27 protein-coding genes and 1 pseudogene are annotated in these 26,026 nt (G+C 69.7%); 16 read left to right on the top strand and 12 right to left on the bottom strand.

What is annotated here, in order from left to right; all coding sequences use genetic code 11:
• Nucleotides 1-691: 691 nt before the first annotated feature.
• On the top strand, nt 692-1,045 hold the full coding sequence (locus tag O3W51_RS26090; RefSeq protein ID WP_138352402.1) for a VOC family protein: 354 nt from the start codon (nt 692-694) through the stop codon (nt 1,043-1,045).
• Nucleotides 1,046-1,164: 119 nt separating this feature from the next.
• Here O3W51_RS26090 and O3W51_RS26085 read toward each other — a convergent pair whose 3' ends face one another.
• Nucleotides 1,165-2,394, bottom strand: a complete 1,230-nt coding sequence (locus tag O3W51_RS26085) for an RNA polymerase sigma factor (RefSeq protein ID WP_269287456.1) — start codon at nt 2,392-2,394, stop codon at nt 1,165-1,167.
• Nucleotides 2,391-2,717 (bottom strand): YciI family protein, encoded by a 327-nt coding sequence (locus O3W51_RS26080; RefSeq protein ID WP_138352403.1) that lies wholly within the window; start codon nt 2,715-2,717, stop codon nt 2,391-2,393. Before O3W51_RS26080 ends, O3W51_RS26085 begins: the two co-directional genes overlap by 4 nt.
• A gap of 375 nt (nt 2,718-3,092) precedes the next feature.
• On the opposite strand from O3W51_RS26080, the gene O3W51_RS26075 reads away from it, so the two are divergent.
• The 7 genes from O3W51_RS26075 to O3W51_RS26045 all read left to right on the top strand — a co-directional run bounded on the left by O3W51_RS26075 (nt 3,093) and on the right by O3W51_RS26045 (nt 10,329).
• The gene (locus O3W51_RS26075; protein ID WP_138352404.1) at nt 3,093-4,493 is read left to right on the top strand and encodes a PP2C family protein-serine/threonine phosphatase; all 1,401 of its coding nucleotides are present in this window, start codon (nt 3,093-3,095) and stop codon (nt 4,491-4,493) included.
• 33 nt (nt 4,494-4,526) lie between these two features.
• Entirely contained in the window at nt 4,527-4,904 is a 378-nt protein-coding gene (locus tag O3W51_RS26070; RefSeq protein ID WP_198357754.1) for a luciferase domain-containing protein, read from the top strand.
• Nucleotides 4,905-5,198: 294 nt separating this feature from the next.
• Nucleotides 5,199-7,607 (top strand): transketolase-like TK C-terminal-containing protein, encoded by a 2,409-nt coding sequence (locus O3W51_RS26065; RefSeq protein WP_269287454.1) that lies wholly within the window; start codon nt 5,199-5,201, stop codon nt 7,605-7,607.
• A 120-nt stretch (nt 7,608-7,727) separates the two neighbouring features.
• On the top strand, nt 7,728-8,156 hold the full coding sequence (locus tag O3W51_RS26060; RefSeq protein WP_164292353.1) for a cytidine deaminase: 429 nt from the start codon (nt 7,728-7,730) through the stop codon (nt 8,154-8,156).
• A 309-nt stretch (nt 8,157-8,465) separates the two neighbouring features.
• Entirely contained in the window at nt 8,466-8,978 is a 513-nt protein-coding gene (locus tag O3W51_RS26055) for an RICIN domain-containing protein (protein ID WP_269287452.1), read from the top strand.
• A 198-nt stretch (nt 8,979-9,176) separates the two neighbouring features.
• The gene (locus O3W51_RS26050) at nt 9,177-9,905 is read left to right on the top strand and encodes a serpin family protein (protein WP_198357757.1); all 729 of its coding nucleotides are present in this window, start codon (nt 9,177-9,179) and stop codon (nt 9,903-9,905) included.
• A gap of 37 nt (nt 9,906-9,942) precedes the next feature.
• Entirely contained in the window at nt 9,943-10,329 is a 387-nt protein-coding gene (locus O3W51_RS26045; RefSeq protein WP_138352409.1) for a hypothetical protein, read from the top strand.
• Between the two features lie 28 nt (nt 10,330-10,357).
• Here the strand turns inward: O3W51_RS26045 and O3W51_RS26040 are convergent, their stop codons facing one another.
• Nucleotides 10,358-10,837, bottom strand: a complete 480-nt coding sequence (locus tag O3W51_RS26040) for a hypothetical protein (protein ID WP_138352410.1) — start codon at nt 10,835-10,837, stop codon at nt 10,358-10,360.
• 312 nt (nt 10,838-11,149) lie between these two features.
• Here O3W51_RS26040 and O3W51_RS26035 point away from each other — a divergent pair, with 312 nt between their 5' ends.
• The 3 genes from O3W51_RS26035 to O3W51_RS26025 all read left to right on the top strand — a co-directional run bounded on the left by O3W51_RS26035 (nt 11,150) and on the right by O3W51_RS26025 (nt 13,916).
• Nucleotides 11,150-11,563: a VOC family protein gene (locus O3W51_RS26035; RefSeq protein WP_269287450.1), complete on the top strand. Its 414-nt coding sequence runs from the start codon at nt 11,150-11,152 to the stop codon at nt 11,561-11,563.
• A gap of 303 nt (nt 11,564-11,866) precedes the next feature.
• Nucleotides 11,867-12,349, top strand: a complete 483-nt coding sequence (locus tag O3W51_RS26030) for an RICIN domain-containing protein (protein ID WP_269287449.1) — start codon at nt 11,867-11,869, stop codon at nt 12,347-12,349.
• A gap of 361 nt (nt 12,350-12,710) precedes the next feature.
• Nucleotides 12,711-13,916, top strand: coding sequence for a globin domain-containing protein (locus O3W51_RS26025; protein ID WP_269287448.1), 1,206 nt, complete (start codon nt 12,711-12,713; stop codon nt 13,914-13,916).
• Nucleotides 13,917-14,061: 145 nt separating this feature from the next.
• Here the strand turns inward: O3W51_RS26025 and O3W51_RS26020 are convergent, their stop codons facing one another.
• Together O3W51_RS26020 and O3W51_RS26015 are read right to left on the bottom strand one after the other, a co-directional pair.
• The gene (locus tag O3W51_RS26020; RefSeq protein ID WP_269287447.1) at nt 14,062-14,937 is read right to left on the bottom strand and encodes a universal stress protein; all 876 of its coding nucleotides are present in this window, start codon (nt 14,935-14,937) and stop codon (nt 14,062-14,064) included.
• Nucleotides 14,934-15,992, bottom strand: a complete 1,059-nt coding sequence (locus O3W51_RS26015) for a zinc-dependent alcohol dehydrogenase family protein (protein WP_269287445.1) — start codon at nt 15,990-15,992, stop codon at nt 14,934-14,936. Before O3W51_RS26015 ends, O3W51_RS26020 begins: the two co-directional genes overlap by 4 nt.
• A 256-nt stretch (nt 15,993-16,248) precedes the next feature.
• Here O3W51_RS26015 and ppk2 point away from each other — a divergent pair, with 256 nt between their 5' ends.
• Complete coding sequence (gene ppk2, locus O3W51_RS26010) at nt 16,249-17,100, top strand: polyphosphate kinase 2 (protein ID WP_244808946.1); 852 nt, start codon at nt 16,249-16,251, stop codon at nt 17,098-17,100.
• 122 nt (nt 17,101-17,222) lie between these two features.
• Here ppk2 and O3W51_RS26005 read toward each other — a convergent pair whose 3' ends face one another.
• Both O3W51_RS26005 and O3W51_RS26000 read right to left on the bottom strand, forming a co-directional pair.
• Entirely contained in the window at nt 17,223-17,678 is a 456-nt protein-coding gene (locus O3W51_RS26005) for a universal stress protein (RefSeq protein ID WP_138352417.1), read from the bottom strand.
• A gap of 231 nt (nt 17,679-17,909) precedes the next feature.
• A complete protein-coding gene (locus O3W51_RS26000; protein ID WP_269287443.1) occupies nt 17,910-18,092 on the bottom strand; it encodes a hypothetical protein in 183 nt (60 codons plus the stop codon).
• Between the two features lie 532 nt (nt 18,093-18,624).
• Between O3W51_RS26000 and O3W51_RS25995 the strand changes: the two genes are divergently transcribed.
• Nucleotides 18,625-19,851, top strand: a complete 1,227-nt coding sequence (locus O3W51_RS25995) for an ice-binding family protein (protein WP_244808945.1) — start codon at nt 18,625-18,627, stop codon at nt 19,849-19,851.
• 221 nt (nt 19,852-20,072) lie between these two features.
• On the opposite strand, the gene O3W51_RS25990 is transcribed toward O3W51_RS25995, so the two are convergent.
• Nucleotides 20,073-20,975 (bottom strand): helix-turn-helix domain-containing protein, encoded by a 903-nt coding sequence (locus tag O3W51_RS25990; protein WP_269287442.1) that lies wholly within the window; start codon nt 20,973-20,975, stop codon nt 20,073-20,075.
• Between the two features lie 146 nt (nt 20,976-21,121).
• On the opposite strand from O3W51_RS25990, the gene O3W51_RS25985 reads away from it, so the two are divergent.
• A complete protein-coding gene (locus O3W51_RS25985; protein WP_269287463.1) occupies nt 21,122-21,445 on the top strand; it encodes an MFS transporter in 324 nt (107 codons plus the stop codon).
• Complete coding sequence (locus tag O3W51_RS25980; protein WP_269287440.1) at nt 21,427-21,912, top strand: hypothetical protein; 486 nt, start codon at nt 21,427-21,429, stop codon at nt 21,910-21,912. The genes O3W51_RS25985 and O3W51_RS25980 overlap by 19 nt, the downstream gene beginning before the upstream one ends.
• Here the strand turns inward: O3W51_RS25980 and O3W51_RS25975 are convergent.
• The 4 genes from O3W51_RS25975 to O3W51_RS25960 form a co-directional block, all read right to left on the bottom strand.
• Nucleotides 21,894-22,418, bottom strand: a complete 525-nt coding sequence (locus O3W51_RS25975; protein WP_269287439.1) for a GNAT family N-acetyltransferase — start codon at nt 22,416-22,418, stop codon at nt 21,894-21,896. The two genes, O3W51_RS25980 and O3W51_RS25975, sit on opposite strands and share 19 nt — an antisense overlap.
• 76 nt (nt 22,419-22,494) lie before the next feature.
• The gene (locus O3W51_RS25970) at nt 22,495-22,863 is read right to left on the bottom strand and encodes a hypothetical protein (RefSeq protein ID WP_269287437.1); all 369 of its coding nucleotides are present in this window, start codon (nt 22,861-22,863) and stop codon (nt 22,495-22,497) included.
• Nucleotides 22,860-23,132, bottom strand: a complete 273-nt coding sequence (locus O3W51_RS25965) for a TMEM175 family protein (RefSeq protein ID WP_269287436.1) — start codon at nt 23,130-23,132, stop codon at nt 22,860-22,862. Before O3W51_RS25965 ends, O3W51_RS25970 begins: the two co-directional genes overlap by 4 nt.
• Nucleotides 23,133-23,319: 187 nt before the next feature.
• Nucleotides 23,320-25,305: a protein-arginine deiminase family protein gene (locus O3W51_RS25960; protein ID WP_269287435.1), complete on the bottom strand. Its 1,986-nt coding sequence runs from the start codon at nt 25,303-25,305 to the stop codon at nt 23,320-23,322.
• Between the two features lie 306 nt (nt 25,306-25,611).
• Between O3W51_RS25960 and O3W51_RS25955 the strand changes: the two are divergent.
• Nucleotides 25,612-26,026: pseudogene (locus tag O3W51_RS25955) on the top strand (hypothetical protein); the annotation flags it as partial.

Raw genomic sequence — 26,026 nt, 5'->3', positions numbered from 1 at the left:
GGTGGAGTGGCACTGGGCCTGAGCACACGCGCTCGAGGGACCACCCACCGGTGGCCACGGCGCGGCTGACGCAGTCTCCGCAGGACGCACAGCCGCCGCCTGGGTCGCACGTACCCCGAACCAGATCCCACCCGACCGGGTTCGCCGAGAAAGGGACCGCATCATGGCGCTCAGGCAGATGGTGAGCCGGCCCCGGAGGCCAGCCAGTCCAGGAGGTCATCGGTCATCCACTCGCCGCCACCGGGGCTGTCGATGTCGCTGTCACCCGCGCCGAGGTCGAGACGGTGGACGGATGGGGCGAGCGCCCGCGGCCGTCAGGACCAGCCGTTGAGGCCCTCGGCTGCCTGGGTGATGACGGCGGCCACCGTGGCCGGACGGGAGACGTTTTCGCCGCGGCGGCCCAGCGACCCAGACACCGGCCGAGATCAGCCAGTGCGTACGGCGGCCGCGCGCCGGTGCCGGCGCAGCAGTTCCGCGAACTTCGGACGCTCGGCGATGGGGCCACTCCCTCTCGGCGACAGAAGCATCGGAGCTACTGCGATCGGGTGAAGCCTGATCAGAGTGCTGCCGTGAGTGCGGTGTTCGCTCACGAACTCGCGCGCTCCCGCCGTGCAAGCCGGGGATCCGCGTTGTTGCGAGCAACCCGGCAAGGTGCCACCACGCGCGATCGCCGTCCTGGCAGGATGGCGGCATGGAACGTGTGCTGGGAATCGGTGGATATTTCCTGCGGGCAGCGGATCCGGCGGCTCTGGGCGCCTGGTATCGCGACTGCCTGGGCCTGGACGCAGATGAGAACGGCCTGTGGCGTCCGGGAGCCGGGCCGACGGTGTTCGCGACCTTCGAGTCCGAGACCGACTACTTCGGGTCCCGCGCCCAGCAGAGCATGCTCAACTTCCGGGTCGGCGACCTCGATGCGATGCTCGCTCAGTTGCGCGCCAAGGGAGCGGACGTGGCTCCGGAGACGCAGGACATGGCGGGTGTCGGCCGATTCGGCTGGGTCACCGATCCTGAGGGCAACCGGGTCGAGCTGTGGCAGCCCGCCTGACCGCGACTTCCGACAGGCGGTGACGTGCTGCTGCTGCTCCAGCCGTGGAAGTCGTACAGCCCGGGCAGGAGCGACGTGGCCCACTGGCTCGTCACCCGACGGTCACGCCGGAAGCGTCGCTACCCCAGCTGGTCGCGGCGGCGCGTCAGATAGGTGATCTCGGCGGTGTTGCCCGCCAGATCGATGGCCTTGTCGTAGGCCGCGCGTGACTGCTGACCGTAGCCCAGCCGGCGCAGCAGGTCGGCGCGCGTCGCGTGGTAGGCGTGATAGCCCGCCAGCTTGTCCTCGAGACGGTCGACGGCCGCCAGCGCCACCTGCGGGCCGTCGAGCTCGGCGACCGCGATGGCCCGGTTGAGGGCGACGATCGGCGAGGGGTCGAGGCGGACGAGCTGGTCGTAGAGGGCGACGACCTGCGACCAGTCGGTGTCGCGTACGCCGCGGGCGGAGGTGTGCACGGCGTTGATCGTCGCGAGGATCTGGTAGCGGCCCGGAGCCGCACCGGTCGCCAGGCGCTCGCGTACCAGCCGGTGGCCCTCGGTGATCAGCGCCGCGTCCCAGGCCCCACGGTCCTGCTCATCGAGGGCGATGAGTTCGCCGCTTCCCGAGACCCGGGCGGTACGGCGGGCCTCGATCAGAAGCATCAGCGCCAGCAGCCCGGCCACCTCACCGTCCTGCGGCATGAGGGCACGGATCAGGCGGGTGAGCCGGATCGCCTCGGCGGTCAGGTCGTGACGTACGGGGTCGGTGTCGGGGCCGGTCGCCAGGTAGCCCTCGTTGAAGACGAGGTAGAGAACGGCCAGTACGCCGGACACGCGTGCCGGGAGGTCCGCCGCGGACGGCACCCGGTAGGGGATGCGAGCCGCCTTGATCTTGGCCTTCGCACGGGTGATCCGCTGGCCCATGGCGGTCTCCTGCACCAGGAAGGCACGGGCGATCTCGGTCGCGGTCAGACCGCCGACCATGCGCAGTGTCAGCGCCACCCGAGTCTCCATCGCAAGCGCCGGGTGACAGCAGGTGAAGATCAGCCGTAGCCGCTCGTCGTCGATGAGGCCGGGAGGCTCGGGCGGGTCGTCGTACATCAGCTGAGCCTCCTTCTGCTTGTCGACGCGCTTGTTCTCGCGCCGGACCCGGTCGATGGCCTTGCGGCGGGCGGTGGTGGTCAGCCAGGCGCCGGGGTTGGGCGGCACGCCGTCGGCCGGCCACCGCTCGACGGCGGTCGCGAACGCCTCGGCCGCCGCCTCCTCGGCGATGTCGAGGTCGCCGAATCGTCCGGTCAGGGCGGCGACCACCCGGGCCCACTCCTCGTGGTGGGCCCGGCTGATCGCCTCCCGGACGTCGGTCACGCTCACAGGAACGGCCGCACCTCGGTCTTCCGGTTGCAGGCCTTCGACCCCTCGGCCGCCAGCTTGAGCGCCACGTCGAGGTCGGGCGCTTCGATGATCCAGAAGCCGATCAGGAACTCCTTCGACTCGACGAAGGGCCCGTCGGTGAACAACGCCTCCGCTCCGCGGTTGTCGATCACCGTGGCCGTGTCGGGCCCGCCGAGGCCGCCGGCGAAGACCCAGTGACCGTCGGCCTGGAGGCGCTCGTTGAACACGTCGATCGCAGCGTCCTCGTCCGGGGTGGCGAGGTTGTCGGTCGTGTCGGTGATCACGGAAACCAGATACTGCATCTCGCACCATCTCCTGCGCTTCGGCGACGCCCCTCCCGGGCGACCGCTCACCCTTACTACGAACAGCTCCGCCCCGATCCGACACCGCCGCACGGATTTCTTTCACGGGCTTCCCGGTACTTCGGACGGTGAGCGATCCGACTCGGCGAAGCCATCGCTGGAGACCTGCACCAGCGTAGGCACGGCGGGCGGCTTTCGCAGTGGTGCGCGCCGGACCTCGACCCGCCGATCGTGGGTCCCCTGGGGGCTGTGTTGCGTGTGTGACGGCATAGGGTTGCCGGGTGTCGGCTACCTCACAGGGTGCCTGGGTGCGCACGGCGTCCGGGGAACCGATGATTGCTCTTCCGGGACGGGGGCCGGACCAGGGAGGCGAGGGTGCGTTCCACAGCAGCGGGCACCGGCCCGGGCGAAGGTGAGACGGTGCTTGCGTCGGCCTTCGACAACGCCGATGCCCTGCGTGCACTGCTGGCCGACCGGGCGCGGCTGGCGCTGCTGGACGAGGCCACGGAGCAGATCGGGACCAGCCTGGACCTGGACGTCACCTGCGCGGAACTGGCGCGGTTCGCGGTCCCGCGCTTCGCGGACCTGGCGAGTGTCGAGATCCTGCCCCCAGAGGCGCTTCCGGCCGGGCTGACCGTCGGGGCCGGCCCGCTGCGGGTGCGGCGCACCGCCCTGGAGGCGGTTCCGGGACTGCGTCACGGCATGGAGACCCTTGCGCCGGCCGCGGAGTGGGTGCGTCATCTGCCCAGGTGCCCGACCGCGCAGTGCCTGGAGAGCGGCCAGGCCTTCCTGAGCCACGACAGGACCGGCGGACAGGGAGCCGGCGCCGGCGAGGACTGGTCCTGCGAGCTCGGGGGCGGCGTCGGTGCCGCGTCGGTGCTCGTCGTCCCGCTGCGGGCCGGCGGCCGGCTCATCGGTGTCCTGTCGCTGCTCAGATCCCCACCCAGTGCCGCCTTCGACGACGACGCCGCCACTGTGCAAGCGGTCGCGGACCGGGCGGCCCGGAGCATGGACAACGCTCGGCGCTACGCCGTGGCGCAGGACCTGACGATGGAGTTGCAGGGGGCGCTGCTGGCCGACCCGGGCAGCCCGCACGCGAATCTGGAGCTGGCCTCCCGGTATCTGCCCTGCGGTACGTCCGCGATGGTGGGCGGCGACTGGTTCGAGACCATCCGCCTGTCCTTCGGCCGCACCCTGCTGGTCATCGGCGACGTCATGGGCCACGGGGTGGAGACGGCCGTCGACATGAATGCCTACCGCATGCTGCTGCGCTACGTAGCGGCCACCGACCTGCCGCCGCACCGTATCCTGCGGCAACTGGACCACTTGACCTCGCAGAGCGACGCCACCCGCCCCGCCACCTGTCTGCTCGCCCTGGTGGAACCGGCACGTCATCGGTGCACCTTCGCCAGCGCCGGGCACCCGCCGCCCACTCTGCTCCGCCCGGACGGGCCGGCGGAACTGCTGGCCGTTCCCACCGGGCCACCGCTGGGAACGGGTCTGGGCGAGTACCAGGCGGTGGTCCACTCACTGGACCCCGAGCAGATGCTGCTGCTCTACACCGACGGTCTGGTCGAGCGGCGCACCGAGGACATCGACGCCTCCCTTGCCCGACTCACCCGCCTGCGCCGCCCGCGCCCGGGCGAGTCCCTGGAGGACCTGCTGGACCATGTTCTGACCACGGTCGCACCCACTACGCCCGACGACGACATCGCGGTCCTCGCCGCGCGCGTCCACGAACAGCCGGGACCACAGGATGTTACGAGGGCGGGGTAGCGGCACCGGGGGCAAACGGTCGATCATGTGGGCATGGCATCTGCGCGTCGCGCTATGGAAGACCTGATGACGTGGCCGGGCCTGTCCGCGGCCCCGGCCCGGTGCGGTACGGGGACGGCTGTGCTGGCCGACGGGGCGGAGATCGTCCACTTCCATTCCGAGCGACAGGCCGACCTGGGCCGACCGGCGATCGAGCGCCTGCACGAGGAACTGGGGCACTCCACCGCGCTGCGCCTGCTTCCGGGTTCGGGGTGGGTGACCGTGGTGCTGGGGGGCGACAGGGACGCGGACCTGTTGATCACCTTGGCCAGCGTCGCGCTGCGGGCGCAAACCCACCGTGCGGCCGGTGGCGGCGCGGGGGAATGCAACCTGGGCCGCATCTCGATCATCCACACGGGGCACGTCGCGTAACAGGCCACGCCGCCTGCCGGCCGGTCCTGATCAGCGCCACGCCCGCGCAACTCTCAACCACCACCGCCACGCGGCCTGACACCACGCCACGGCCGGGCGGCGCCGGATCAGGACGGCGGTCCGATCCGGCGCCGCGCGCCCGTCAGCTCGACCTCTGCCCGGTGCGGCCCCGACTTGTGTGCCGGGTTGCCTGCTGGTCTCCTGGTCGGCAGCGAACACATACCGTCGTGCCGTACGCCACCGACCGGCGAAGACCTGCAGAACCCCGGCAGAACCCCAGGAGGACCCCCCGCCATGACCACAGCCGCTCCACTCGGGGACCGTGCCGAATCCAGCGGATCGGACCCCTACGGCGTGCTGGGCGAGGTGGAGGACCGCCTGCTCTGGCTGTCCAGCTCGATCGTGCACCACGCGAACCGGGTGCGTCCCAACCCGTCCGGACTCAAGGTCGGCGGCCACCAGGCGTCGTGCGCCTCCATGGTGTCGATCATGACCTCGCTGTGGTTCCGCCATCTGCGCCCGCAGGACCAGGTGTCGGTGAAGCCGCACGCCTCGCCGGTGCTGCACGCCATCAACTACCTGCTCGGCGAGCTGCCGGAGGCGTATCTGCCGACGCTGCGGGAACTGGGCGGCCTGCAGAGCTACCCGAGCCGGTCCAAGGACCCCGACCCGGTCGACTACTCCACCGGATCGGTGGGCATCGGCGCGACCGCGACGATCTGGGGCGCGCTGGCCCGCCGCTACGTCCGGGACGGCGCGGATGCCGGGACCCGCACGGGTCCGGGCGACGCGGCCAGGCCGGAAGCGGAGAGCGGGGTGACCGCGGCCGACGGCGGATTCGCCGGTCGGCAGTACGCGCTGGTGGGCGACGCCGAGTTGGACGAGGGCGCGGTGTGGGAGGCGGTACTCGACCCGGCGGTGGCCGGACTCGGTGAGCTGGTGTGGATCGTCGATCTCAACCGCCAGTCGCTGGACCGCGTCGTGCCGCTGGCCACCGCGGACCGACTGCGCGGGATGTTCGCGGCGGCCGGCTGGCAGGTCCTGGAGGTCAAGTACGGACGAGCGCTGGAGGAGCTGTTCGCCCGGCCCGGTGGCGACGCGCTGCGCGCCCGTCTGGACGCGATGACGAACGCCGAGTACCAGCGGCTGCTGCGCTGTTCCGCACTGGAGCTGCGCAGCCGCCTGCCCGGTACGGGACCGGGTGCGGCCGGGATCGCCGAACTCCTCGCAGAACTGGCGGACGAGGAGCTCGTCACGGCCGTCCGGAACCTCGGCGGCCACGACCTGGCCATGCTGGACGCCGCTCTGTCCGCGGTCGACGACACCCGGCCGACGGTGATCCTGGCGTACACCGTCAAGGGCTACGGCCTCCCGGTCCAGGGCCACCCCCAGAACCACTCCTCACTGCTCACCCAGGAGCAGATGGACCAGCTGGCCGAGCAGTTGGGCTGCGATACCGCCCGACCCTGGGCGGACTTCGCGCTCGGCTCCGCGGCGGCGGGGCTGTGCGCAGAAACGGCCGAGCGGCTGCGTCGCGACGCCCCGGTGCTCCAGCCGCCGCCCGCGCTGCCCACCGACATCGGCCGCACCCCCACGGGCTCCGGCACCACCCAGGCGGCGCTCGGCCGGGCGCTGCTCGATCTGCCCCGGCAGGCGCCCGAGGCCGTCGCGCGGGTGGTGACGGTCAGCCCGGACGTCAGCTCCTCCACCAACCTGGGCGGTTGGGTGAACAAGGTCGGCGTGTGGTCGGTGGCCGAGCGCACGGACTGGTTCGCGGACGACCCGGAGACCATCCTGCACTGGCGGGAGAAGCCGACCGGCCAGCACATCGAGCTGGGTATCGCGGAGACGAACCTGGTCGGTCTGCTCGGCGAACTGGGCGCCACCTGGAGCCGCTGGGGCCGGCCGCTGCTGCCGATCGGCGTGCTCTACGACCCCTTCGTGCAGCGCGCCCTGGAACCGTGGTCGTTCGGCATCTACGCCGGCGGCCAGTCGATCCTGGTCGGCACGCCGTCCGGGGTGACGCTGGCGCCGGAGGGCGGCGCCCACCAGTCGATCACCACGCCATCGGTGGGCCTCGAACAGCCCGGTTGCACGACGTGGGAACCGGCCTTCGCCATCGACGTCGAGTGGGCCCTGCTCGCGGCGCTGGCCCAGCTGGGCCGCTCGGACGGCGAGTCGGCGTATCTGCGGCTGTCCACCCGGTCCGTCGACCAGTCGCTGGCCGCGGTGCCCACCGATCCCGCCGCCCGGGAGCGCCGCCGCCGGCAAGTGGTGGCCGGCGCCTACCCAATGCGGCGCGTCGCGGGCGCGGAGGTCACCATCGCGGCGATGGGCGCGATGGTGACCGAGGCCCTGACCGCCGCGGACCGGCTCGCGGCGCAGGGTGTCGCCGCGGACGTCGTCTGCGTGACCAGCCCCGACCTGCTCTTCCGGGCGCAGGGTTCCCGTACCGGACAGGACCCGGAGTCCGCCGACTGGATCCTCGACCAGGCCTTCCCCCGCGCCCGTGCGACCCCTCTGGTCACCGTGCTGGACGGCCACCCGCACACCCTGGCGTTCCTCGCCACGATCCACCAGGTGCCGGTACGCACCCTGGGCGTGACCCGCTTCGGGCAGTCCGGCTCCCTGGAGGACGTCTACCGCTACCACGGAATCGACACCGACAGCATCATCCGGGCCGCCCTCGACCTCACCCGGTAGCCCGGGGCCCGCGGGGACGGGCACGCCTTCGCCCTGCACAATGCTGATGCCGGCTCCGCGCCATCGTCAGCCGGGCCAACGTCGTATGACACCGCATGACACCGCATGAAGGCAGAGAAGATGACCCCACAGACCGACCGCGTCGACCATGAACTGATCGAGGCCGCGGCGCACGTCGCGGCCACACGCTGCCGGGGCGACAACCACACCATGGCGGCTGCGGCCCGCGCCCGGGACGGCCGGATCGTCACTGGGGTGAATGCCTACCACTTCACCGGCGGCCCCTGCGCAGAGCTGGTCGTCATCGGTGCCGCGGCCGCGCAGGGCGCCTACGAGCTGGACACCATCGTCGCCGTGGGAGACCGCGACCGCGGAGTGGTGCCTCCGTGCGGCCGCTGCCGCCAGGTCCTTCTCGACTACTTCCCGGCCCTCGACGTCATCGTGGGCACTAGTGACGGCCTCCGGACCATCCCCATCACCGGCCTGCTTCCCGAAAGCTACATCTGGTCGGACCACCAGCTCGACGCCGCGCACAGCGCGCAGCCGTAGGTTCATATCGGGGCGTCCCGACGGTGCGAAGGGCCTTCGCAGGCGAAAGCCTGCGGGGGCCCTTTCTGCGTTCCCGACCTCGGTCGGTGTCGTGAATTGTTCGCTCGTGACAGTGATTCCGGTATCGATGGTGCTCTGTCCGAGAACATCCAGGATCGTCCGAAAAGCTGCTCGACCCAGGGCGGAACATCCGAGAGTTTTGGCATCGAAGACGGAAGCCGGCTTCTCCGAGTCATCACCTGATCTACGGACAGCAAGGATCGGCCCGTAGCCACCACACCAGTGGCATCAGCGAAGGAGCACTTCATCATGGCGTGGAATCACGTCCAGCGTATGGCCGCCCTCGCGGTCGGCGTTGCCTCCCTCATCGGGGGCGGTCTCGTAGCGGCCGCACCGGCCGGCGCTCAGGTCAAGCCCGTCGGCCCGGCCGTCGCGGTGGCCGGCGGCTACTTCGTCAACGTCGACAGCGGCAAGTGCCTGGACGCCGTGTGGAGCCATAGCAACGGCACCTCGGTGACGCAGTGGGACTGCTACGGCGGCGCGACTCAGCAGTGGAGCTGGAACGGCCAGGAGATCGTGAACACCGACAGCGGCAAGTGCCTGGACGCCGTGTGGAGTCACAGCAACGGCACGGCCGTGACGCAGTGGGACTGCTACGGCGGCGCTACCCAACTGTGGACGCTGCGGCTGGTGAACGGCGGATACGAGGTCGTGAACGTGGACAGCGCGAAGTGTCTGGACGCCGTGTGGAGCCACAGCAACGGCACCGTCGTGAACCAGTGGGACTGCTACGGAGGTGCGACCCAGCTCTGGCACGGGTGACAACCTGAGCAGTGGCCGTCATCGGTCGGCGACCGATGACGGCCACTGCGCGTCGCTGTCGAGTTGACGTCCCGCACGGCAACGGGGCCGACTTCAGCACTCGGCCGGCCATGCCCGTAACCTCGTCGGGAACGCCAGGGAACGCACTGGTATGCCACGAAGTCGGCCCCTTGTGGAGCCGTCGGCAGGAGGGCTGTTGTGCGAACGGAAACCGGCGCCGCCGGGGCCATCACGGCCCTGGGCGAGTTGTGGCTGGAGTTGCTCTTCGATGATCCGGTGGTCCGTGGTGCCAGGGCTGACGTGATGTGTTCGCCTGCCGGCGTGTGGCTGGCGCTGGCGGCCCTGGAGGCCTGCGCCGATGGGACGACCCGCACCGAGCTGCGGGGGGTCGTCGGCCCGGTCGGTGCCCGGAACGCGGAAGGTGCCGCGGTCCACGCACTCGGACGGGAGGGTGCGTTCATCGCCTCGGCCAGGATGTCGAGCCGGCTTGCGGCACGGCCGGGGTTCCGTATGGCGTCGTACGCGATCGAGGTCGGACAGCCCGGCCTTGACGACCTGCACGGGCTGCACGGGCTGCACCGGCGGACTCGCGGTACGGACGGCCTGTTCGGCCAAGTGGCAGAGTGCGCTGATCCCGCACTCTGCGCCCTCCTCGTCAGCACTGTCGCGCTGCAGGCCGACTGGGAGCGGTCCTTTGAGCCGTCCTTCACCCGTGAGTTCCCCTTCACCGATGCGGAGGGCGTGACGCATCGGGTACCCGCCATGGTCGCGGAAGTACCGGTCGAGGACGCCTGGACCGTCGAGCGGCCGCACGGCCGGGTCACGGTGGTCGAACTACGGGCGCGCGGCGGATCCATGGGTGCGGAGCCCGCCACCCGGCCGGCCCGGTGGACGGCGCTCGACAGACTCAGGTCCATGACCTGCTGAGCCCCGCTTGCCGTGCGCGCTGAGGCATGATCGTCCGATGGACACCAACGACGTGCAGTACCGGGCCTACTTCACCGACCCGGACGCAGCGCCCGGCTCGGACGAGAGCGAGACGGAGATGCGGGTGGAGAGCTGGAGTGCGGATGGCCTGGCTCTTGTGCTGGACCAGGAGGAGGGCCGACTGGTGTCCGCCAAGGAACGCCCCGGCTTTCTGCGGGTGGAGCGGCACGACGAGCCGCAGGTGCGCGGTGTGATTCCGGGCGCCGGCTGGAAGCTCGGACAGAAGGACGGCCTGTCCCTGGGCACCCCGGTGGTGGCGTTCCTGGTGTACGACGGGTACGTCCGGCCGATCACCGGTCTGCCGCCGACGGGAACAGGGAGGGTCTCGCGGGAGACCCATCAGCTGGTCCAGCACAGGGAATAGCTCCGGCCCGCATCACCGATGGGTCACGTCAGTCGGGCTGCGTCCAGCGCTGCAGTTGCAGCTTTGCTGCGTTTCGAACGCGGCGGGTCCGTCCGTGTTCGGCCAGCAGGCTGAGGGCCTTGGATGAGGGCGCGATCTGCGTGGTTGCGGCCATGCGCTGGCACCAGTCGGACGCCCTGGTGAGATCCTCGGCGGCCCACGGCCTGCCCAGGGCGATGGTTCTGAGCAGGGTCCACTCGCGCAGGCGGCAGGCGAGGAAGTCGCGGTCCGCGATCACCTCGGTCAGGGTCTGGGCCCAGGCGGTGAAACGGGGGTCGGGCAGCAGGTCCGCGGCCCGGCGGTCCAGATGGCGGCCCACCGCGCTGTCCGCCGTCGTCGCGTCCTCGTCACGCAGGACGGTGGCCACCAGGCCGGCCTCGTCCGGCTCGGCGACGGCCTCCAGGGCCTGCAGGTAGCGGGCGAAGCGCTGATGCTCGGCGGGCTCCTCATCGGTGTGGGGGCCGGTCATGCCGCGATCCCCTCCGTCCGTCCAATCAGCCGCCGCGCGGCACCGGCCGGGTTCAGGAAAACCAGCGGCGTGCCGGCTGCTACCCCTTGGTCGACGACACACTATAGGGCGTTGCCTTGGCCTCCGACGGGGCATTAAGGTCGGCCGGGTGACTGCCGGGTCGGCCTTGGGCCATACACGAGTGAGGCCCCCGGCCTCGCCCTGAGCACCGCGCGGGCAAGAAGCCCGCCGCCCTCTCCTTGTCTTCCCTTCCGGCGCCCTCTCGCGGCGCCCATCTCAGTGGAACCCAAGACTCGGAGAGGCACTATCAGAATGTCGCACGACCAGCAGCAGCCACCCACCACAGCCGTCCAGCTCAACCACACTGCCGTGTATGCCACGGACCGGCAGTTGTCGGCCGAGTTCATCGCCGAGATCCTGGGCCTGAAGGTCAGTGCCCCGCTGGGGCCGTTCCTTCCCGTCGACCTCGGCAACGGCGTGACGCTCGACTACTACGAAAAGCGCGACGAACCGATCCAGTCGCAGCACTACGCGTTCCTCGTGCCCGACGATCAGTTCGACGGCATGATCGCTCGCCTGAAGGCGATCGCGGTCACCTACTACGCCAACCCCGACCACACCGATCCAGGCCGTATCAACCGCCTCTTCGGCGGCCGCGGTGCGTACTTCGCCGACCCGGCCGGCCACAACATGGAGATCATGACCCGGCCCTACGCCCGGCGTTGAACCAGCCGCATCCGAGATGTGACCGACCCTCAAGATCAACACCTGGCTTGAGGCCATGTAAAGTTCCGGTGAACGACGCGTGCGTATGGCGAGTCAGCCCGAAATACGCGCTCGTCCAGGGGGTACTCCACAGGGCCAGCGGTCCCGAACGTCATGGTTCGCGGGCCGGACTCTCGTGCGCCCAAAAACAGACACGCATGCCGGTGGCGGACGTCCAGACCCGCATCTGCTCCCGGCGGCGGCGTCACAGAACGGGACACCATGCCGGCCGTCGGGCCGGAGAAGACGATTGAGGAACAGAACGTGATTCGCAAGGCTTCCGCAGTGCTGCTCGCGCTGCTCACCGTGCTGGGCTGTGGCGTTCTCGCCACCGGTACCGCCAACGCCGCCGGTGACCGGCTGTACAACCTCGGGAACTGTGCAACTCCCGAGGGCAACAGCACGTCCAACGGCGCTGTCATCACCACCTGGTCGTGCACGGGCAGCAACCTGCAGAACTGGCACTGGGTGGAAGGCTTCATCGTTCACGATGTGAGCGGCAAGTGTCTGACGCCGCGCGGCAACGCCTCGGGCACCAACGGCGCCGTGCTCACCCTCTGGACCTGTGACTTCAACTCGCTCAACAACCCGCAGAGGTTCAACGGGACCAACGAGCGCACGTGGACCGTCACCGGCGGGAAGTGCCTGACCAACGAGGGCGGTTCGCTGGCGAACGGCACGTGGCTCACTCTGTGGACCTGCGCAGCCGACTTCAACAACGGGCAGGCGTGGGGCCTCGTCCGCTAGTGGGTCGGTCGCCTCTCAGAGGCCGACATCCTGACTGACGGACCGACCGCCCACGGGAAGTGTTTGCTCTTCCGGTGGGCGGTCCGGTTCTTCGCGGCGATGCGGCTCATCCTGGCGATTGGCCGGCCCGACGCCGAGTGCGATCCGCGAGGGCCGGATGGGCTCTTCCGGAGGGCCGTTGGGTCCTTGTCGCCTTGAGGTCTCTCCGGACCATGGTCCCGATCTGGCCGGTCAAGGGTCCCCAGTCTGGTTCGAGTGTCCGATTCGGCCGTAAAAGGCATGATCTCTGGCTGCTATACACGGGTCTGTTGCTCCCCGGGCCCGGCTCGTTGCCGTGCCCCAACGACCTCAGGAGGTCACGGTGCTCTCTGCCGAGTCCGCAGTACTGGTACGCGCCACCCTGCCCGCGGTCGGCGGCGCGTTGGACGAGATCACCACCCGCTTCTACGGCGCCATGTTCAGCGAGCGGCCGGAACTCCTGGACGGGATGTTCAACCGGGGCAACCAGGCCAGCGGAGCCCAGCGCCGGGCCCTTGCCGGATCGATAGCGGCCTTCGCCGGCGCGCTGCTCGCCGATCCGGACGCCCGGCCGGATGTTCTGCTGAACCGCATCGCACACAAGCACGCCGCGGTCGGTGTCACGGACGACCAGTACACGATCGTCCACAAGTACCTGTTCGCCGCGATCGCGGAGGTGCTGGGCGAGGCCGTGACCCCGGAGGTGGTCGCGGCCTGGGACGAGGTGTACTGGTTGATGGCCGGTGCACTGATCGTCCGTGAGACGCGCCTGTACCAGGGCGCGGGGGTCGAACCCGGCGGCAGCTGGCGGCAGTGGCTTGTCGTGGAGCGCCGCGAGGAGACCCCGGACACCGTGTCGTTCCTGATACGTCCCGCCGACGGCGCCGCCGCCCCGGAGGCCCTGCCCGGTCAGTACGTCAGCGTGCGGATGACCATGCCCGACGGTGTACGCCAACTACGCCAGTACAGCCTGTCCGGTGCCCCCGGCGGCGAGTCGCGCCGGATCACCGTGAAGCGGGTTCAGGAGCCGGGTGCCCCGGACGGGGAGATGTCCAACCTCCTGTACTCCACGGTCGTCGCCGGCGATGAACTCACCTGCTCGGCACCCTTCGGGGAGGTGGTGCTGGAGGAATCCGACCGTCCGGTCGTACTGGTCTCCGCGGGCATCGGCACCACACCCCTGATGAGCATGCTCGAACACCTCTGCGCTGCCGGTGCGACCCGCCCCGTCCTGGTACTGCATGCCGACCGCTCGCCCGCCGACCATCCGCTACGGGACGATCTCCACCGTTGCGTCGAGAGCCTGCCGCAGGCCCGCGCACTGGTCTGGTACGAGCGCCCGGATCCGGTGCAGGCACCCGGGGCCCGGGCCGGTCTGATGGACCTGGACGGCGTGGACGTCCCGTCCGACGCGAGTGTCTACCTGTGCGGACCGCTACCGTTCATGCGCGTGATACGCGGCCAGCTGCTCCGCGCCGGTGTGGCGGCCCGGAACATCCACTACGAGGTCTTCGGCCCCGACCTGTGGCTGGCCGACGGCGATTTCTAGCCTCTCCGGCACGGGGCCGGTCCGGTGCACCACCGCGCACACGGCTCCGTGGGATCCCATCCGAGGGGGTACAGCGTCCGACGGACGGAAAGGGCCGGCCTGCGGGCCGGCCCTTTCCGTCGATGCCCCGCTCAGCGGCCCCGGCTCAATCGCGCGGGGAGACGGGCAACGAGCCTTGTGGTGTCTCGGGGACGAGCAGGACCGGGCAGTGGGAGTGGTGCAGCAATGCGGTGGCGACCGGGCCGAGTTGAGGTCCCAGCAGGCCCGGTCTGCGGTGCGCGGTGACCACGATGACGGCCGCTCCGCAGGTGGCTTCCAGCAGGGCGTGTGTGGCGCCGGACCTTACGGTGCGCGTCTGCACGGGAACCTGCGGATACGTCTCCCGCAGGGGTGTCACGACGTGGCCGGGTACCGCCTCCTCCGTTCGCGCCCGCCGGACGATGTCCTCCTGAAGGTGGCTGGTGGGTACCGGGGCGTATCCGACGGGCGGCAGGTGCCGGTAGGTCCAGGCATGCACGACCCGTAGCGGCGCCGCGCGCCGGGCCGCCTCGGCGAAGGCGTACCCGGCGGTGTCGGTGTCGGTGTCGTCCTCCAGGCCGAGCAGGACGTCACCGCCGGGTCCTGAACTGTCGTGCCACGCGGTGTGGTCGCCGCGGACGACCAGGAGCGGGCTCTGGGTGCGAGCCGCCACCCGCAGACTGACCGACCCGAGCAGCCTCCCGGCGAACCCGGGCAGATCACGGGTGCCGACGACGGTGAGGGCGGCGTCCCGGCCACGGCTCACGATGGCCTCGGCCGCGTCGCCGACCACTGCCGTAGTGCTCACCGCGAGCGCCGGGTAGCGGTGGCGTGCCCGGGTCACGGCCGATGCGAGAACCGGTCCGGCCTCGTCGAAGCCGGGCACGGCATAGACGATCTCCAGACCGGTGGCGCGCCGGTCCGCCTCCGCGGAGGCCTTGTCGAGTGCCCGCATCGCGACGACGGAGCCGTCGACGCCGACGACGACATTGGCAGCGGTCATGTCCGGTCCTTCGCGGGTCCGCTGCTGAGTACGACCTTCAGAGCGCCGGTGTCGGCGGCCCGGGAGAAGACGTCGTACGCCTCCTCCATGCGGTGGAGCGGGAAGTCGTGCGTCACGAGGGACGATGTGGGCAGCCGTCCGGCGGTCATCATCCGTAGCAGGGCGGGGGTGGAGTACGAGTCGACCAGTCCGGTGCGGATCGTCAGGTTCTTGCTCCACAGGGATTCCAGATGGAGTGTCGCGGGCTTGCCGTGCACCCCGACGTTGGCCACCCGCCCTCCTGGGCGCACCATGCGGGTGCACATCTCGAAGCTGGCGGGCACGCCCACGGCTTCGATGACCACATCGGCCCCCAGGCCGTCGGTGAGGTCCGCGACCAGCTGTTCGGGGTCCTCCGCGGCGCTGACCACTGTGTCGGCGCCCATACGTTTGGCGGCTTCCAAACGGGCCGGCACGAGGTCGACGGCGATGGTCCTGCCCGGAGAGAACAGCTGAGCCGTGGCGATCGCGGCAAGCCCGATGGGGCCTGCGCCGACCACGACGACGGTGTCGCCCGGACCCACCCGCCCGTTCAGCACGCCGACCTCGTACGCGGTGGGATAGATGTCGGCCAGCAGCACGGCATCCTGGCTGTTCACCGTGGCGGGCAGCGGGTGCAACGACAGGTCGGCGAACGGTACGCGGACGTACTCGGCCTGCGTGCCGTCGACGGTGTGGCCGAGGATCCAGCCACCGCCGCCGAGGCACTGCCCGTACGCGCCCTCCCGGCAGAACCGGCAGAGTCCGCAGGCCGAGATGCAGGAGACCAGGACCCGGTCGCCGGGCCGGACCGTACGTACCCCGCTGCCGACCTCGACGACCTCACCGACGGCCTCGTGGCCGAGGATCGTGCCCGGCAGGACATCCGGTACGTCGCCCTTGAGGATGTGCAGATCCGTACCGCAGATGGTGACGGCATCGACACGGACGATCACATCGGCGGCGTCCTGGATCCCCGGGTCGGGAACGTCGTGCCACGCGGACTGCCCCGGGCCGTGGAAAACGAATGCCTTCATGGCCGTTCCCTTCATCGAATGCTTCTTGCGGCTTCTGCGGCCGTCTGCTGCTGTCTGCGGGCTTCCCGCCGGGGACCCGGCCGTAGGCCGGGCCGGTGGGGCCGGTGCCCGCCCCGCAGCCCCTCAGGTACAGCCTGGCCCGGCACCAGTGCCGGCCGCTTGGGCCACTCGGACCCGGTACAGGGGTCCAACCGGCCCGCATCGAGGAAAAGCCATAGCGTGGACCCCCAGTACCCGCTCTCTGATGGAGGCCGCCGTGGCATCCGGCAAGAAGTCCCGAACGAGTGCCCCACGTCAGGAGCGGCTGCCGCGGCGGCTGTACGAGAGCGAGCTGCTCAGGCTGCAGACGGAACTGGTCAAGCTGCAGGAGTGGGTGCGTGCCGAGGGCGTCCGGCTGGTCGTGGTCTTCGAGGGACGTGACGCGGCCGGCAAGGGCAGCACCATCAAGCGCGTCACCGAGCGCCTCAATCCGCGGGTCGCCCGGATCGCCGCGCTCCCCGCGCCGACCGAGCGCGAGCGCACCCAGTGGTACTTCCAGCGCTATGTCGAGCAGCTGCCCGCCGCCGGGGAGATCGTGCTGTTCGACCGCAGCTGGTACAACCGCGCGGGGGTCGAGCACGTCATGGGGTTCTGCACCAAGGAGGAGTACGGACGCTTCCTGCACCAGTGCCCGATCTTCGAGCGGATGCTGGTCGAGGACGGCATCCTGCTGCGCAAGTACTGGTTCTCGGTGAGCGACGCCGTGCAGGAGGAGCGCTTCCGTGCCCGGCTCGAAGATCCCACCCGGCGCTGGAAGTTGTCACCGATGGACCTGGAGTCCGTCACCCGGTGGGAGGCGTATTCGCGGGCCAAGGACGAGATGTTCGTGCACACCGACATCCCCGAGGCGCCCTGGAACGTCGTCGCCAGTGACGACAAGCGCAGCGCGCGGATCAACATGATCAACGATCTGCTGTCGGCGATCCCGTACCGCGAGGTGACGCGGCCGACGCTGGAACTGCCCCAGCGCCCGCCGTCCACCGGCTACGAGCGGCCGCCACGCGATCTCCAGACCTACGTATCCGACCACGCGGCCGCCCTGGGGCGGGGCGAAGGGGGATCCGGCTGAACCGGCGGCGCTCCCTCGGCTGAAGGCGGGATCCGGCACTCGAACGGGCTGGGTACCGCCGTCTCGCAGGCTGGAGCGGCGGACTCCTTGAGCGTCTGTCATAACGGTGGTCGGCGGACACCTCACTCAGGAACGACGACGACCGGGCACGGTGCGTGCTGGACACAGTGCCGGCTGACCGAGCCGAGGAGGATGCCGGCGAAGGTGCCGTGCCCCCGGCTGCCCACGGTCAGCAGCTGCGCTCCGGCCGCGGCCTCCAGGAGCACCTCCGCCGGATGCCCCTGCACCACTCGGGCGAGTACCTCGACGGGCCGGTCGACCTGTCCGGCCACGTCGGCGATGGCTGCGTCGAGGTTCTTGCGGACGCTCGCCGGGATCTCACTGATGTCGATCACTCCGGGCGCCCAGCCATAGCTGTAGACGTAGGTGTCGGGGTTCTGCCATGTGGTGATCGCCTCAACGGTTGCGTCGGTCAGCCGTGCGTAGGTCATCGCCCATTTCAGCGCCGACTTGGAGCACTCCGATCCGTCGACTCCGACGACCACGCGTCGGGCAAGTTCCGGGGTCTGCTGCGGCATGGTCGATCTCCTGGAGGTGAGGGCGACCGGCCGGCTGGGCCGGGCGCGGTCTGTGTGCGGGGGAGTGCGGGGTGCGCTTCCGGTCTCAATATGCTGTTCTGAGATCCGGGACCGCAGGGGTCCGCAGTCCCGGCGATCCGGGCCGAACGTCCCTACTTCGAGGGCCCGTTCAGCCGCTCGGTGACGTTCACGCCGCGCTCTGCGGTGCTCGGGTTCGAGGCGCGGTTCGTCTCACACCGGACGCCGGCCCCACTCGGGAGCGGTCAACGCCCAGGCCCTTTCCCATTCCGTCATGCGCCGCCGATCGGCACCCCGGCGGACCAGTCCGCGCACCATGACGATCGCGAATGCCGCGCAGCCGACGCCCAGCGCACCACCGACCAACGTCATCGACATGAGCTCTTCGCCGGCCACGGGCGCCGGGACCTGCCGGCCGGTCCGGTCCAGCCACACCGTGGCCCTCGAACCGCGCAAAGTGGAAGTCGGTATGGCGCGGTAGCGCGTATCCGACACCGAGGTCGCCGGTGGCCGGCGGACCGGCTCTGTTCCAGCGTGCAGGCCGTGAACCCGCTGAGGGAGGGGCCGCAGGGCCCTGCCAAGGGCCCGACCGGCCCCATGAAGCCGGCTACTCACGTAGCAATGGGCCGCGCTCCGCCGGTCCGACAGCGTCATCTGCCCCGGCGGGATGGCGGCCAACTCGTTTCCTGCGCTCATATATCCGCTGATAAAAGTACCCCGTTCATGGAAGGAGATCGTGCGCTTATCGCAGCGCACGGTCGCAAATGGGTGGCATTCCTCGATCACCCGAATGCGCCGCATTCCGGATTACGTGACTCCGTAATATGCCGGTGACAGAAGTCGGCGCCTCTGTTTGTCGAAGAAGCACCGATTGCGCCACTACCCCCACACAGGAGTTGGCCCCTCGATGACCCTGAATGCCCCTGTAGTGCCCAATGCACGTACCCTTTCGGCCTGGATCGCGGCGCTGGTCGCGGCGGTCATGGCCGCACTGATGGTCGCCATGACGTCGAGCCCGGCCCAGGCCATCGCCACACCCGTACCGCTGGCGACGGCGGACAGCTTCGCGGTGTTGTCCGGTGAGTCGGTCACCAACACCGGTCCTTCGGTGATCACCGGAGACCTCGGAGTGGATCCGGGTACGTCGATCACCGGTTTTCCGCCCGGCCTGGTGAACGGAGTTCAGCACTCCCATGACGGGGTGGCGCTCCAAGCCAAGAGCGACCTGGTCGCGGCCTACAACAACGCCGCCGGTCAGGCCACCAACGGTGCCCTTCCCCCGGACGCCGGCGGCCTGAGGCTGGTCCCGGGCGTCTACACCGCTTCCTCCACGCTCCACCTGACCGGCACCCTGACCCTGGACGCCCAGGGCGACCCGAACGCCGTCTGGGTCTTCCAGGTCGGCTCCGGTCTGACGACGGCGTCCGCCAGCCGCGTGCTCCTCGTCAATGGTGCCGCACCGTGCAATGTGTTCTGGCAGGTCGGAAGTTCGGCCACCATCGGCACCAACTCCACCTTCGTGGGCACCATCATGGCGCTGACGTCGATCAGTGTGACCACGGGTGCGAGCATCGACGGCCGGGCGCTGGCGCGCAACGGCTCGGTGACGCTGGACACCAACAAGATCACCCGGGCCACGTGTGCGGCCGGCACCGCGGGTGGCGTGATCACCGGTGGTACCGGCGTGATCGCCGGCACGAGTACTGGCGGCACCGCAACCGGCGGAACCACCTCGGGCGGCCTGATCGCCGGGGTGACCACGGGTGGCACCAACGGCGGTCTGCTCGGCGGCGTCCTGACCGGTGGTGTCATCGGCGGCACTCCCGGCGGTCTCATCGCCGGTACCACGGGCAGCGCCTCGGTGGGCACCACCGGTAGCCCCACGGCGGGTACCACCGGGAGTCCCACGGCAGGCACCACTGGCGGCTATCCGGGTGGTGACAACGGAGGGAACAACGGCGGAGAGACCGGCGGCTATCCCGGTGGTGACAACGGCGGCGAGACCGGCGGCTATCCGGGTGGTGTCAACGGCGGCGAGACCGGTGGCCATGGCTACGGTGACCAGCCTCAGGGTCACGATGACCAGGGCCGGCCGCACGACGTGCACGGCGGCTACGGCGCCGATCACGAAGATCAGCACAGCGACTACGCATAGCACCGAGGCCGGGCCGGGCAGGTGATGCCCACTCGCCCTGCAGATCAGCTAAGTTGCGGCTGATCCCGCATCCAGCGGAGCGTTGAGTTCTCGGAGCGGTCGTCCGTACGGGCGAGTGGTCCGGGCGGCGCGAGCAGGTGCCTTCGGCAGGCATGGACGCAATGGGACACCACGGGCGGGATGCAAAAGGTGTCGATCGTCAGCTTCTTCGCCGCTGAGCCTCAGGGCGGTGGCGGGACATCCTGATGTGCGGAGTCTCCGAACTCCGCTCCGATGTACGACTTGATGACATCAGTGATGAGCTGCCCGGAAGCTACCGGGTCCAGCGCCCTGGCCTGCAAACTCTCATGGATGACGGCGTAGCGCTGCACGTCGAGGGGTTTCTCCAGGTAGAGATCGCTGGTCAACCCTTCCAGGTACACAACGCTCCGGTCCGAGTCATCCGCGAACTCGATGATCGAGAACTGCCCCGCCATGCCAGGATGCGCTCCCAACTGGTGCGGGATGACCTGCTCGGTGATGTGCGGGCGACCGCCGAGGTCGAGCAGTCGCTCCAACTGCTCCCTCATGACCTCGGAACCGCCCACGACGCGCCGCAGGGCCGACTCGTCCAGCACGACCCACAGGCGCAACGGGCGGTCCAGCTCGTCGACGCGCCACTGACGGCGCAACCGAACGTGAACCCATGTGTCGATCTGTTCTGCCGTGGCGTGCGGGATCGTTCCTGCAATAACGGCCCGGGCGTAGGCCGGAGTTTGCAGCAGTTCGGGAATCACCATGGATTGGTAACAGCGGATGGCCACGGCGTCGGTTTCGAGGTCGATGTAGACGCTGTGCGGGATATCGCCGTACTCCTTCCACCAGCCTACTTGACCGGATTCCTCGGCCATCCGCATCAGAGCATCGACAACCTGCGGATCCTGAACCCCGTACACCTCGCAGAGATCGCGGACATCACGTGAGTTGACTCTGCGGCGGCCATTCTCCAGAAGGCTGATCTTTGCTTGCGAGACCAGTAACTGCTTTGCCACTTGCTGGGCTGTCAAACCCCTGCTCTTTCGAAGCGCGCGAAACTCCGATCCCAGTCGGCGTCTTCCGACAGTGGGATTGACGTGGGGCGACACAGGACAACTACCTCCGCTACAGAACATGGGACCAGCTGCTGGGCAGCCGCATCGGCGACCGCTGAGCGATCCGCCTGCAGATTAGGCGGTCAGGGCTGCAGGAACGATCATCTTGCGGCGTGTCTCCTTCCAATGGGTGGTTGACAGTGCGTCGTGCCCACCTTCCCGTCGGGGACACCGCGATCCTGATTTCCTGCCTCTACCTCACCAGCGCGCCGGCCCAGCCCGCCGCCGGGCGCCTCGCCGAGGAGTTCGGGCCCCGGCGGGTCTTCGTCGCAGGCATCGTGCTGGTGTTCACGGCCGGGGTCGTCGGATCGTCGGCCCACTCGCTGACCGCGCTGATCGTGGCACGGGTGCTGATCGGTGCGGGCACCTCGGCGGGATATCCGGCGGCGATGCTGCTGATACGCCGCCGCGCCGAACAGGCCGGGCACGAGGCCCCACCACGGGGGTGCTCGGCGGACTGTTGATCACCGGCGCCGCCACCGTCGCGGTCGGTCCCGCCCTCGGCGGGCTGCTGGTCGCCTGGGCGGGCTGGCGGAGTGCCTTCTGGATCAACATTCCGGTCGCGGCCGTCATCCTGATCCTGGTGCTGACCGGGATCCCACGGGACGCCGACCCCGTGCGTCCCGGCTCGCCGCGCGCTCTCGCCTCCCGCGTCGACTGGCTCGGCATGCTGGGCTTCGGCGGCTCGCTCGCCGCCTTGATGATCTTCCTCTCGGCGCTGCCGCGCCTGGGCCGGCCCCGCTCGCCGCCGCCCTCGTCCTCGCGGCGGCACATCAGCGGCGTGGTGCTGACGACGCTCCGGCAGGCGGCCGACGAGGACTACCGCCTGTTCGTCCTGGCCGACGCCACCGCTGACCCAGGGACAGGATCCAGTGCCGGGCGCAACGAAAGGCTGTGGCGTGGTCCGATTGGTCACGCAGGTGCGGCATAGCAATGGACCGTCACCGTCTGGGTCGGACTCCACTGCTGATCGACGGTGGCCAGCAAGCTCCAGCCCAGGCGTTCGTACAAGGCTGCGGCCGACGTGTCGGAGGCCAGGACGTCGAGGACCGGATGCAGGGCACGCTCGTGGGCGTCCTGTACGGCCCGCTCCATCAGCAGTGCGCCGATCCCGTGGCCACGAGCGGAAGGCGAGACGAACAACCGGCTGATCACAGCGGTGTCCTCGACGGACACACCCTCGCGGCGGCTCCACAGGCCAGGTGCCGCATCTCCCGCCCCGCTGCGGGACAGACCGATGTGACCGACTACGCGCCCGTCCAGTTCCGCCACCCAGGCAGCGAGCAGTGCAGGCTGCATCAGCCACTCGCCGGGACGGTCGGGCCAGTTCGCCGGATAGCCGTCACCGGAATGGACCTCGGCGAGCACCTCGACACAGTCATCGAGATCAGACGCCTCGCGCTGCCGAATGCGGCAGGTCGAAGGTTCACCGGCCATAGGAACACCCTGTCGATTCACCGAAGCATGAAAGCACATCACGCGACGACGGGACCGACAAGCCGGACCGGGTGATTCACCGTTCGGGGCGTCTGCGGTGGTAGTGGCCGAGGATGTAGTGGGCGGGGATGAGCGTGATCCAGAACCACATGGCTGCTGCGGTGTTGACGAAGGCCAAGGGGACGGAGAGGCCGAAGATCAGCACGCTGGAGCCGAGTTGGGCGGTGAAGCCTCGGCGGGCCGCGGCCGCGGATGATGCGGCGGAGGGGTGCACTTGGCGTTGTGTGAGCAGCAGCAAGGTTGCGTGCACCGCGTGGATCGCGGCCAGCGTGCCCGCGTAGAGGGCGACGGTTTCGGGCTGAGACGCGTACTCGGCCAGGAGCGCGGTGGGGAAGGGCAGCAGGGCGACCAGGCCGAGGCCGAGGAGGACCAGGCGGGTGATCATGACCGTCTCGGTGGCAGCGCGGTGAGGATGCGGCGGTGGTCACGCCAGAATCCGGCGATGAGGCTGAAGCTGAGGGCGAAGGCACCGACGTTGGGAAGCGCATCGCCGAGCGCCTTATGGAACGCGGCGTCCCCCAGATGCGCGGGGATCGCCACGTTGATGACGAGCAGGGTCATCGCGATGGCATAGATACCGTCCGACAGCGCGATCAGGCGTGTCGCGCCCAGGTCGCTCTCGTGCGGATGCGTCGCTGCCACTGGTTCCGTCATGTCGACGACAGTAGGGCGCTGTGTCCTGGTGGTAGCGCACCCGCCACGGTTCGGGCGATGCGTTGCGTCCTGCCCGCGCCGGTGCAGTGACGTCGTTCCGAACCTCGGGCCGGACGACCGTCGCCGCACCGGAGCGGACGCGGCGCTGCTTCCTGGGCTTCCTGGGCGGAGTGTTATCCGCGGGCGGTCATGCGGAGTGCGGCCACCACCGCTGGTCGGTGGCAAAGACCGCGCGCAGGGTGTTGGTCGCGCAATGGATCTCTCCTTCGGACACATGCGTGGAGAGCAGGTCGTCGACGTAGCGGACCGTGTAGCCGGTGGTGGCGAAGGCCTTGTCGATGGCCTCGGTGAACACGTCCTTCCCGCCGATCAGCGGACCGAAGGGCTTCGGCGCGACATATTCCCCGTTGTTCAGCACCAGGCCGTTGACCGTGCCGGGGATCAACGCGACCGCCTGGTCCATGGCGCGGAGCCGGGCCTCGGCCGCGTCCCTGTCCGGGCCCGGCTTCATGCTTCTGATCTCGCTCTGGAGCATCAGGTAGTCCATCGTGCGGGCGGTGAACAAGGCGGGGACCCGCACGATGTCGGCGTCGGTCAGACCCACCTCGCGTTTCAGCACGGCGACGTTCGCGTCGATCCTCTTCGCGCTGCGGTCGTTGACGTGAAGGAACTGCGGGTCGGCGAGGAACTCGCTGATGCTGCGCTGGTCGACGTGGTCGGTATAGCGCCAGTCCAGCGCCGGCAGCCCGCCGTGCATGATCTGGCCTCCGTGCCCGGCCTTCTTCGCGTCCTGGAGAATCCTCATGCCGCTTCGCGGGTCGGCGACGACCGCGCGCCAGCCGAGGCGGCTCCCCGGCGCGGGCAGGGACTGGACGAACTCGTCGATGTGGCCGACCGACAGCCATGACGTGTCGAGCGACAGGGGTTTCTGCATGTTCTGCGAGCGCAGGAAGGTGAGCATCTCCGCGGCGGGGCCCTTCTTGCCGTCCGCGGGATCGCCCCCGATGACGATGCGCCCCGCCGGGTACCCCGGGTACGCGGGGACCGTCTCCAGGTTGCCCATCGAGTCGTAGGTCGAGTCCTCGTCCGGGGTCGGCACGTGCGCGATGTGCACAGCGGCCACATCGGGCCCGGCGAGTTCGGTGAACACGACACGGGAGGCGGCGTGCCGGTTCTCGTTGACGGAGGGGATCAGCACCCGCATCCCGTGCGGTTTGCCGCCGGGGCCGGGGATGGAGGCGTAGCCCGGCTCGAAGAGGTCCTGCATCCACTGGTCGCCGCCGGTGTCCACCCTGCGCAGCGGAGTGGCGACGCCGTTCGCCTTCACGGCGGCGGCGAGGGCGTCGGTGAAGGGCTTGCCGGTCTCCGGGTCCTGGTCGTCTGAGGCGAGCGCCTCCTGCAGACGCTGCGTGTTGAGCTGGGTGAGAACGGGGGCCTGTTCGAGGGCAACGGTGCGAGAGGAGGTCACGCCGTTCGCGGTGACGTCCAGTCGTACGGTGACGCGGCCTGCCCATACGGCGGAGTCCCGGACGATGTCACGCCCTTCGATGCCCAGCTCGACTCCGGCGCGCAGCTCGGCGGCGCTCAGCTTCGTGTCGGGGCCGACGACTTCCCAGCCGCGGGGCGCCGCACTCTTGGGGCGCTTGACGAACAGGCGGACGTGGTCGGCCCCGGCGCCTGGCACGGTGACGCGCCCCGTCGCGGAGGCGGGTGCAGCGGCCCAGGGGGCCGTATGGAGCCGGGCCAGATCCGCCTCGTCCTGGGCGCCGTTGACCACCGTGTCAGCGGCGTCGTTGCACCCGGCCATGTCACGGTCGGCCTGATACTGCGCCAGCCGATGGGTCCGCCTCAGCGCGGCGTACTTCCGCTCCGCCGCCTCCTTCTTGGCGGGGTCCTTGGCCTCCTCACGCAGCGCCGCCTCCTGCACCCGGAAGCTCTCGTTGTCGGCCTGCTCCCGACCGGCGGCATCGACCAGGAGCTCCTTGGAACGGGCCTTGCAGACGCCGGCGTCATCGTCGATGTTGGCCAGGAAGAGCTCAGGCTTCCCGGGAGGCGTGGCGGCATCGGTCCGGAGGTCCGCCACCGGCGAGGCGGCGGAGGCGGGCACGGCCAGGCCCACCGTGCTGACGGTCAGTGCCCCTGCCAGAAACAGTTCGCGCGTTCGGAATCTCATCGCTGGGTGTCCCTCGGATCTGGTGCGTGCGAGGTCCCGCTGCCGGGGAGTACCCGCTTCAGCTTCAGGGACCGTCTGAAGACAACAAGATCGCCAAAACTTGTCAGGTTCCTGTGAACCGGAGGTCAGCGACTCATCAGCGGGGACCTTCACGCGCTCAACGTGGGCCAGGACGACCGGAACGCCCAGGCTCCCACAGGCTGAATCCACCGTCGCGGAACTGCATCCGCAAGTGGACACTCCAGGCATCAGGACGCAACTGGGGGCTGATGTGCTGGACCCGCCACGGCACTTTGCGTCCACGACATGCTCAGATCTTCTGCAACCCCGACCATCGCGCTGCTCACCCTCGCTCTGACGCTGCCTACCGCCGGTGCGTGGCCGGCCGCCGCGGCGTCGCCCTCGACTCATGCGGCCGCCGGTGTCGCTTCCATCCGCGACGACGCGGACGCGCGCACCTCGTTGCCCCGCCCCACCGGCCCGCACGCCGTCGGCCGGGACACCCTTCACCTCGTCGACGGCGCCCGCCGGGACCCGTGGGTGCCGGACAGGGCTCGAGAACTGATGATCGGCATGTTCTACCCCGCGCTCCCCGGCACCGGAACACCGGCACCGGAACACCGGCACCGGAACACCGGCACCGGAACACCGGCACCGGAACACCGGCACCGGAACACCGGCACCGGAACACCGGCACCGGAACACCGGCACCGGAACACCG

The organism is Streptomyces sp. H39-C1 (genome assembly GCF_027158125.1).
Classification (GTDB): Bacteria; Actinomycetota; Actinomycetes; order Streptomycetales; family Streptomycetaceae; genus Actinacidiphila; species Actinacidiphila fildesensis.
This window is presented reverse-complemented; position numbering and strand designations above follow the sequence as displayed.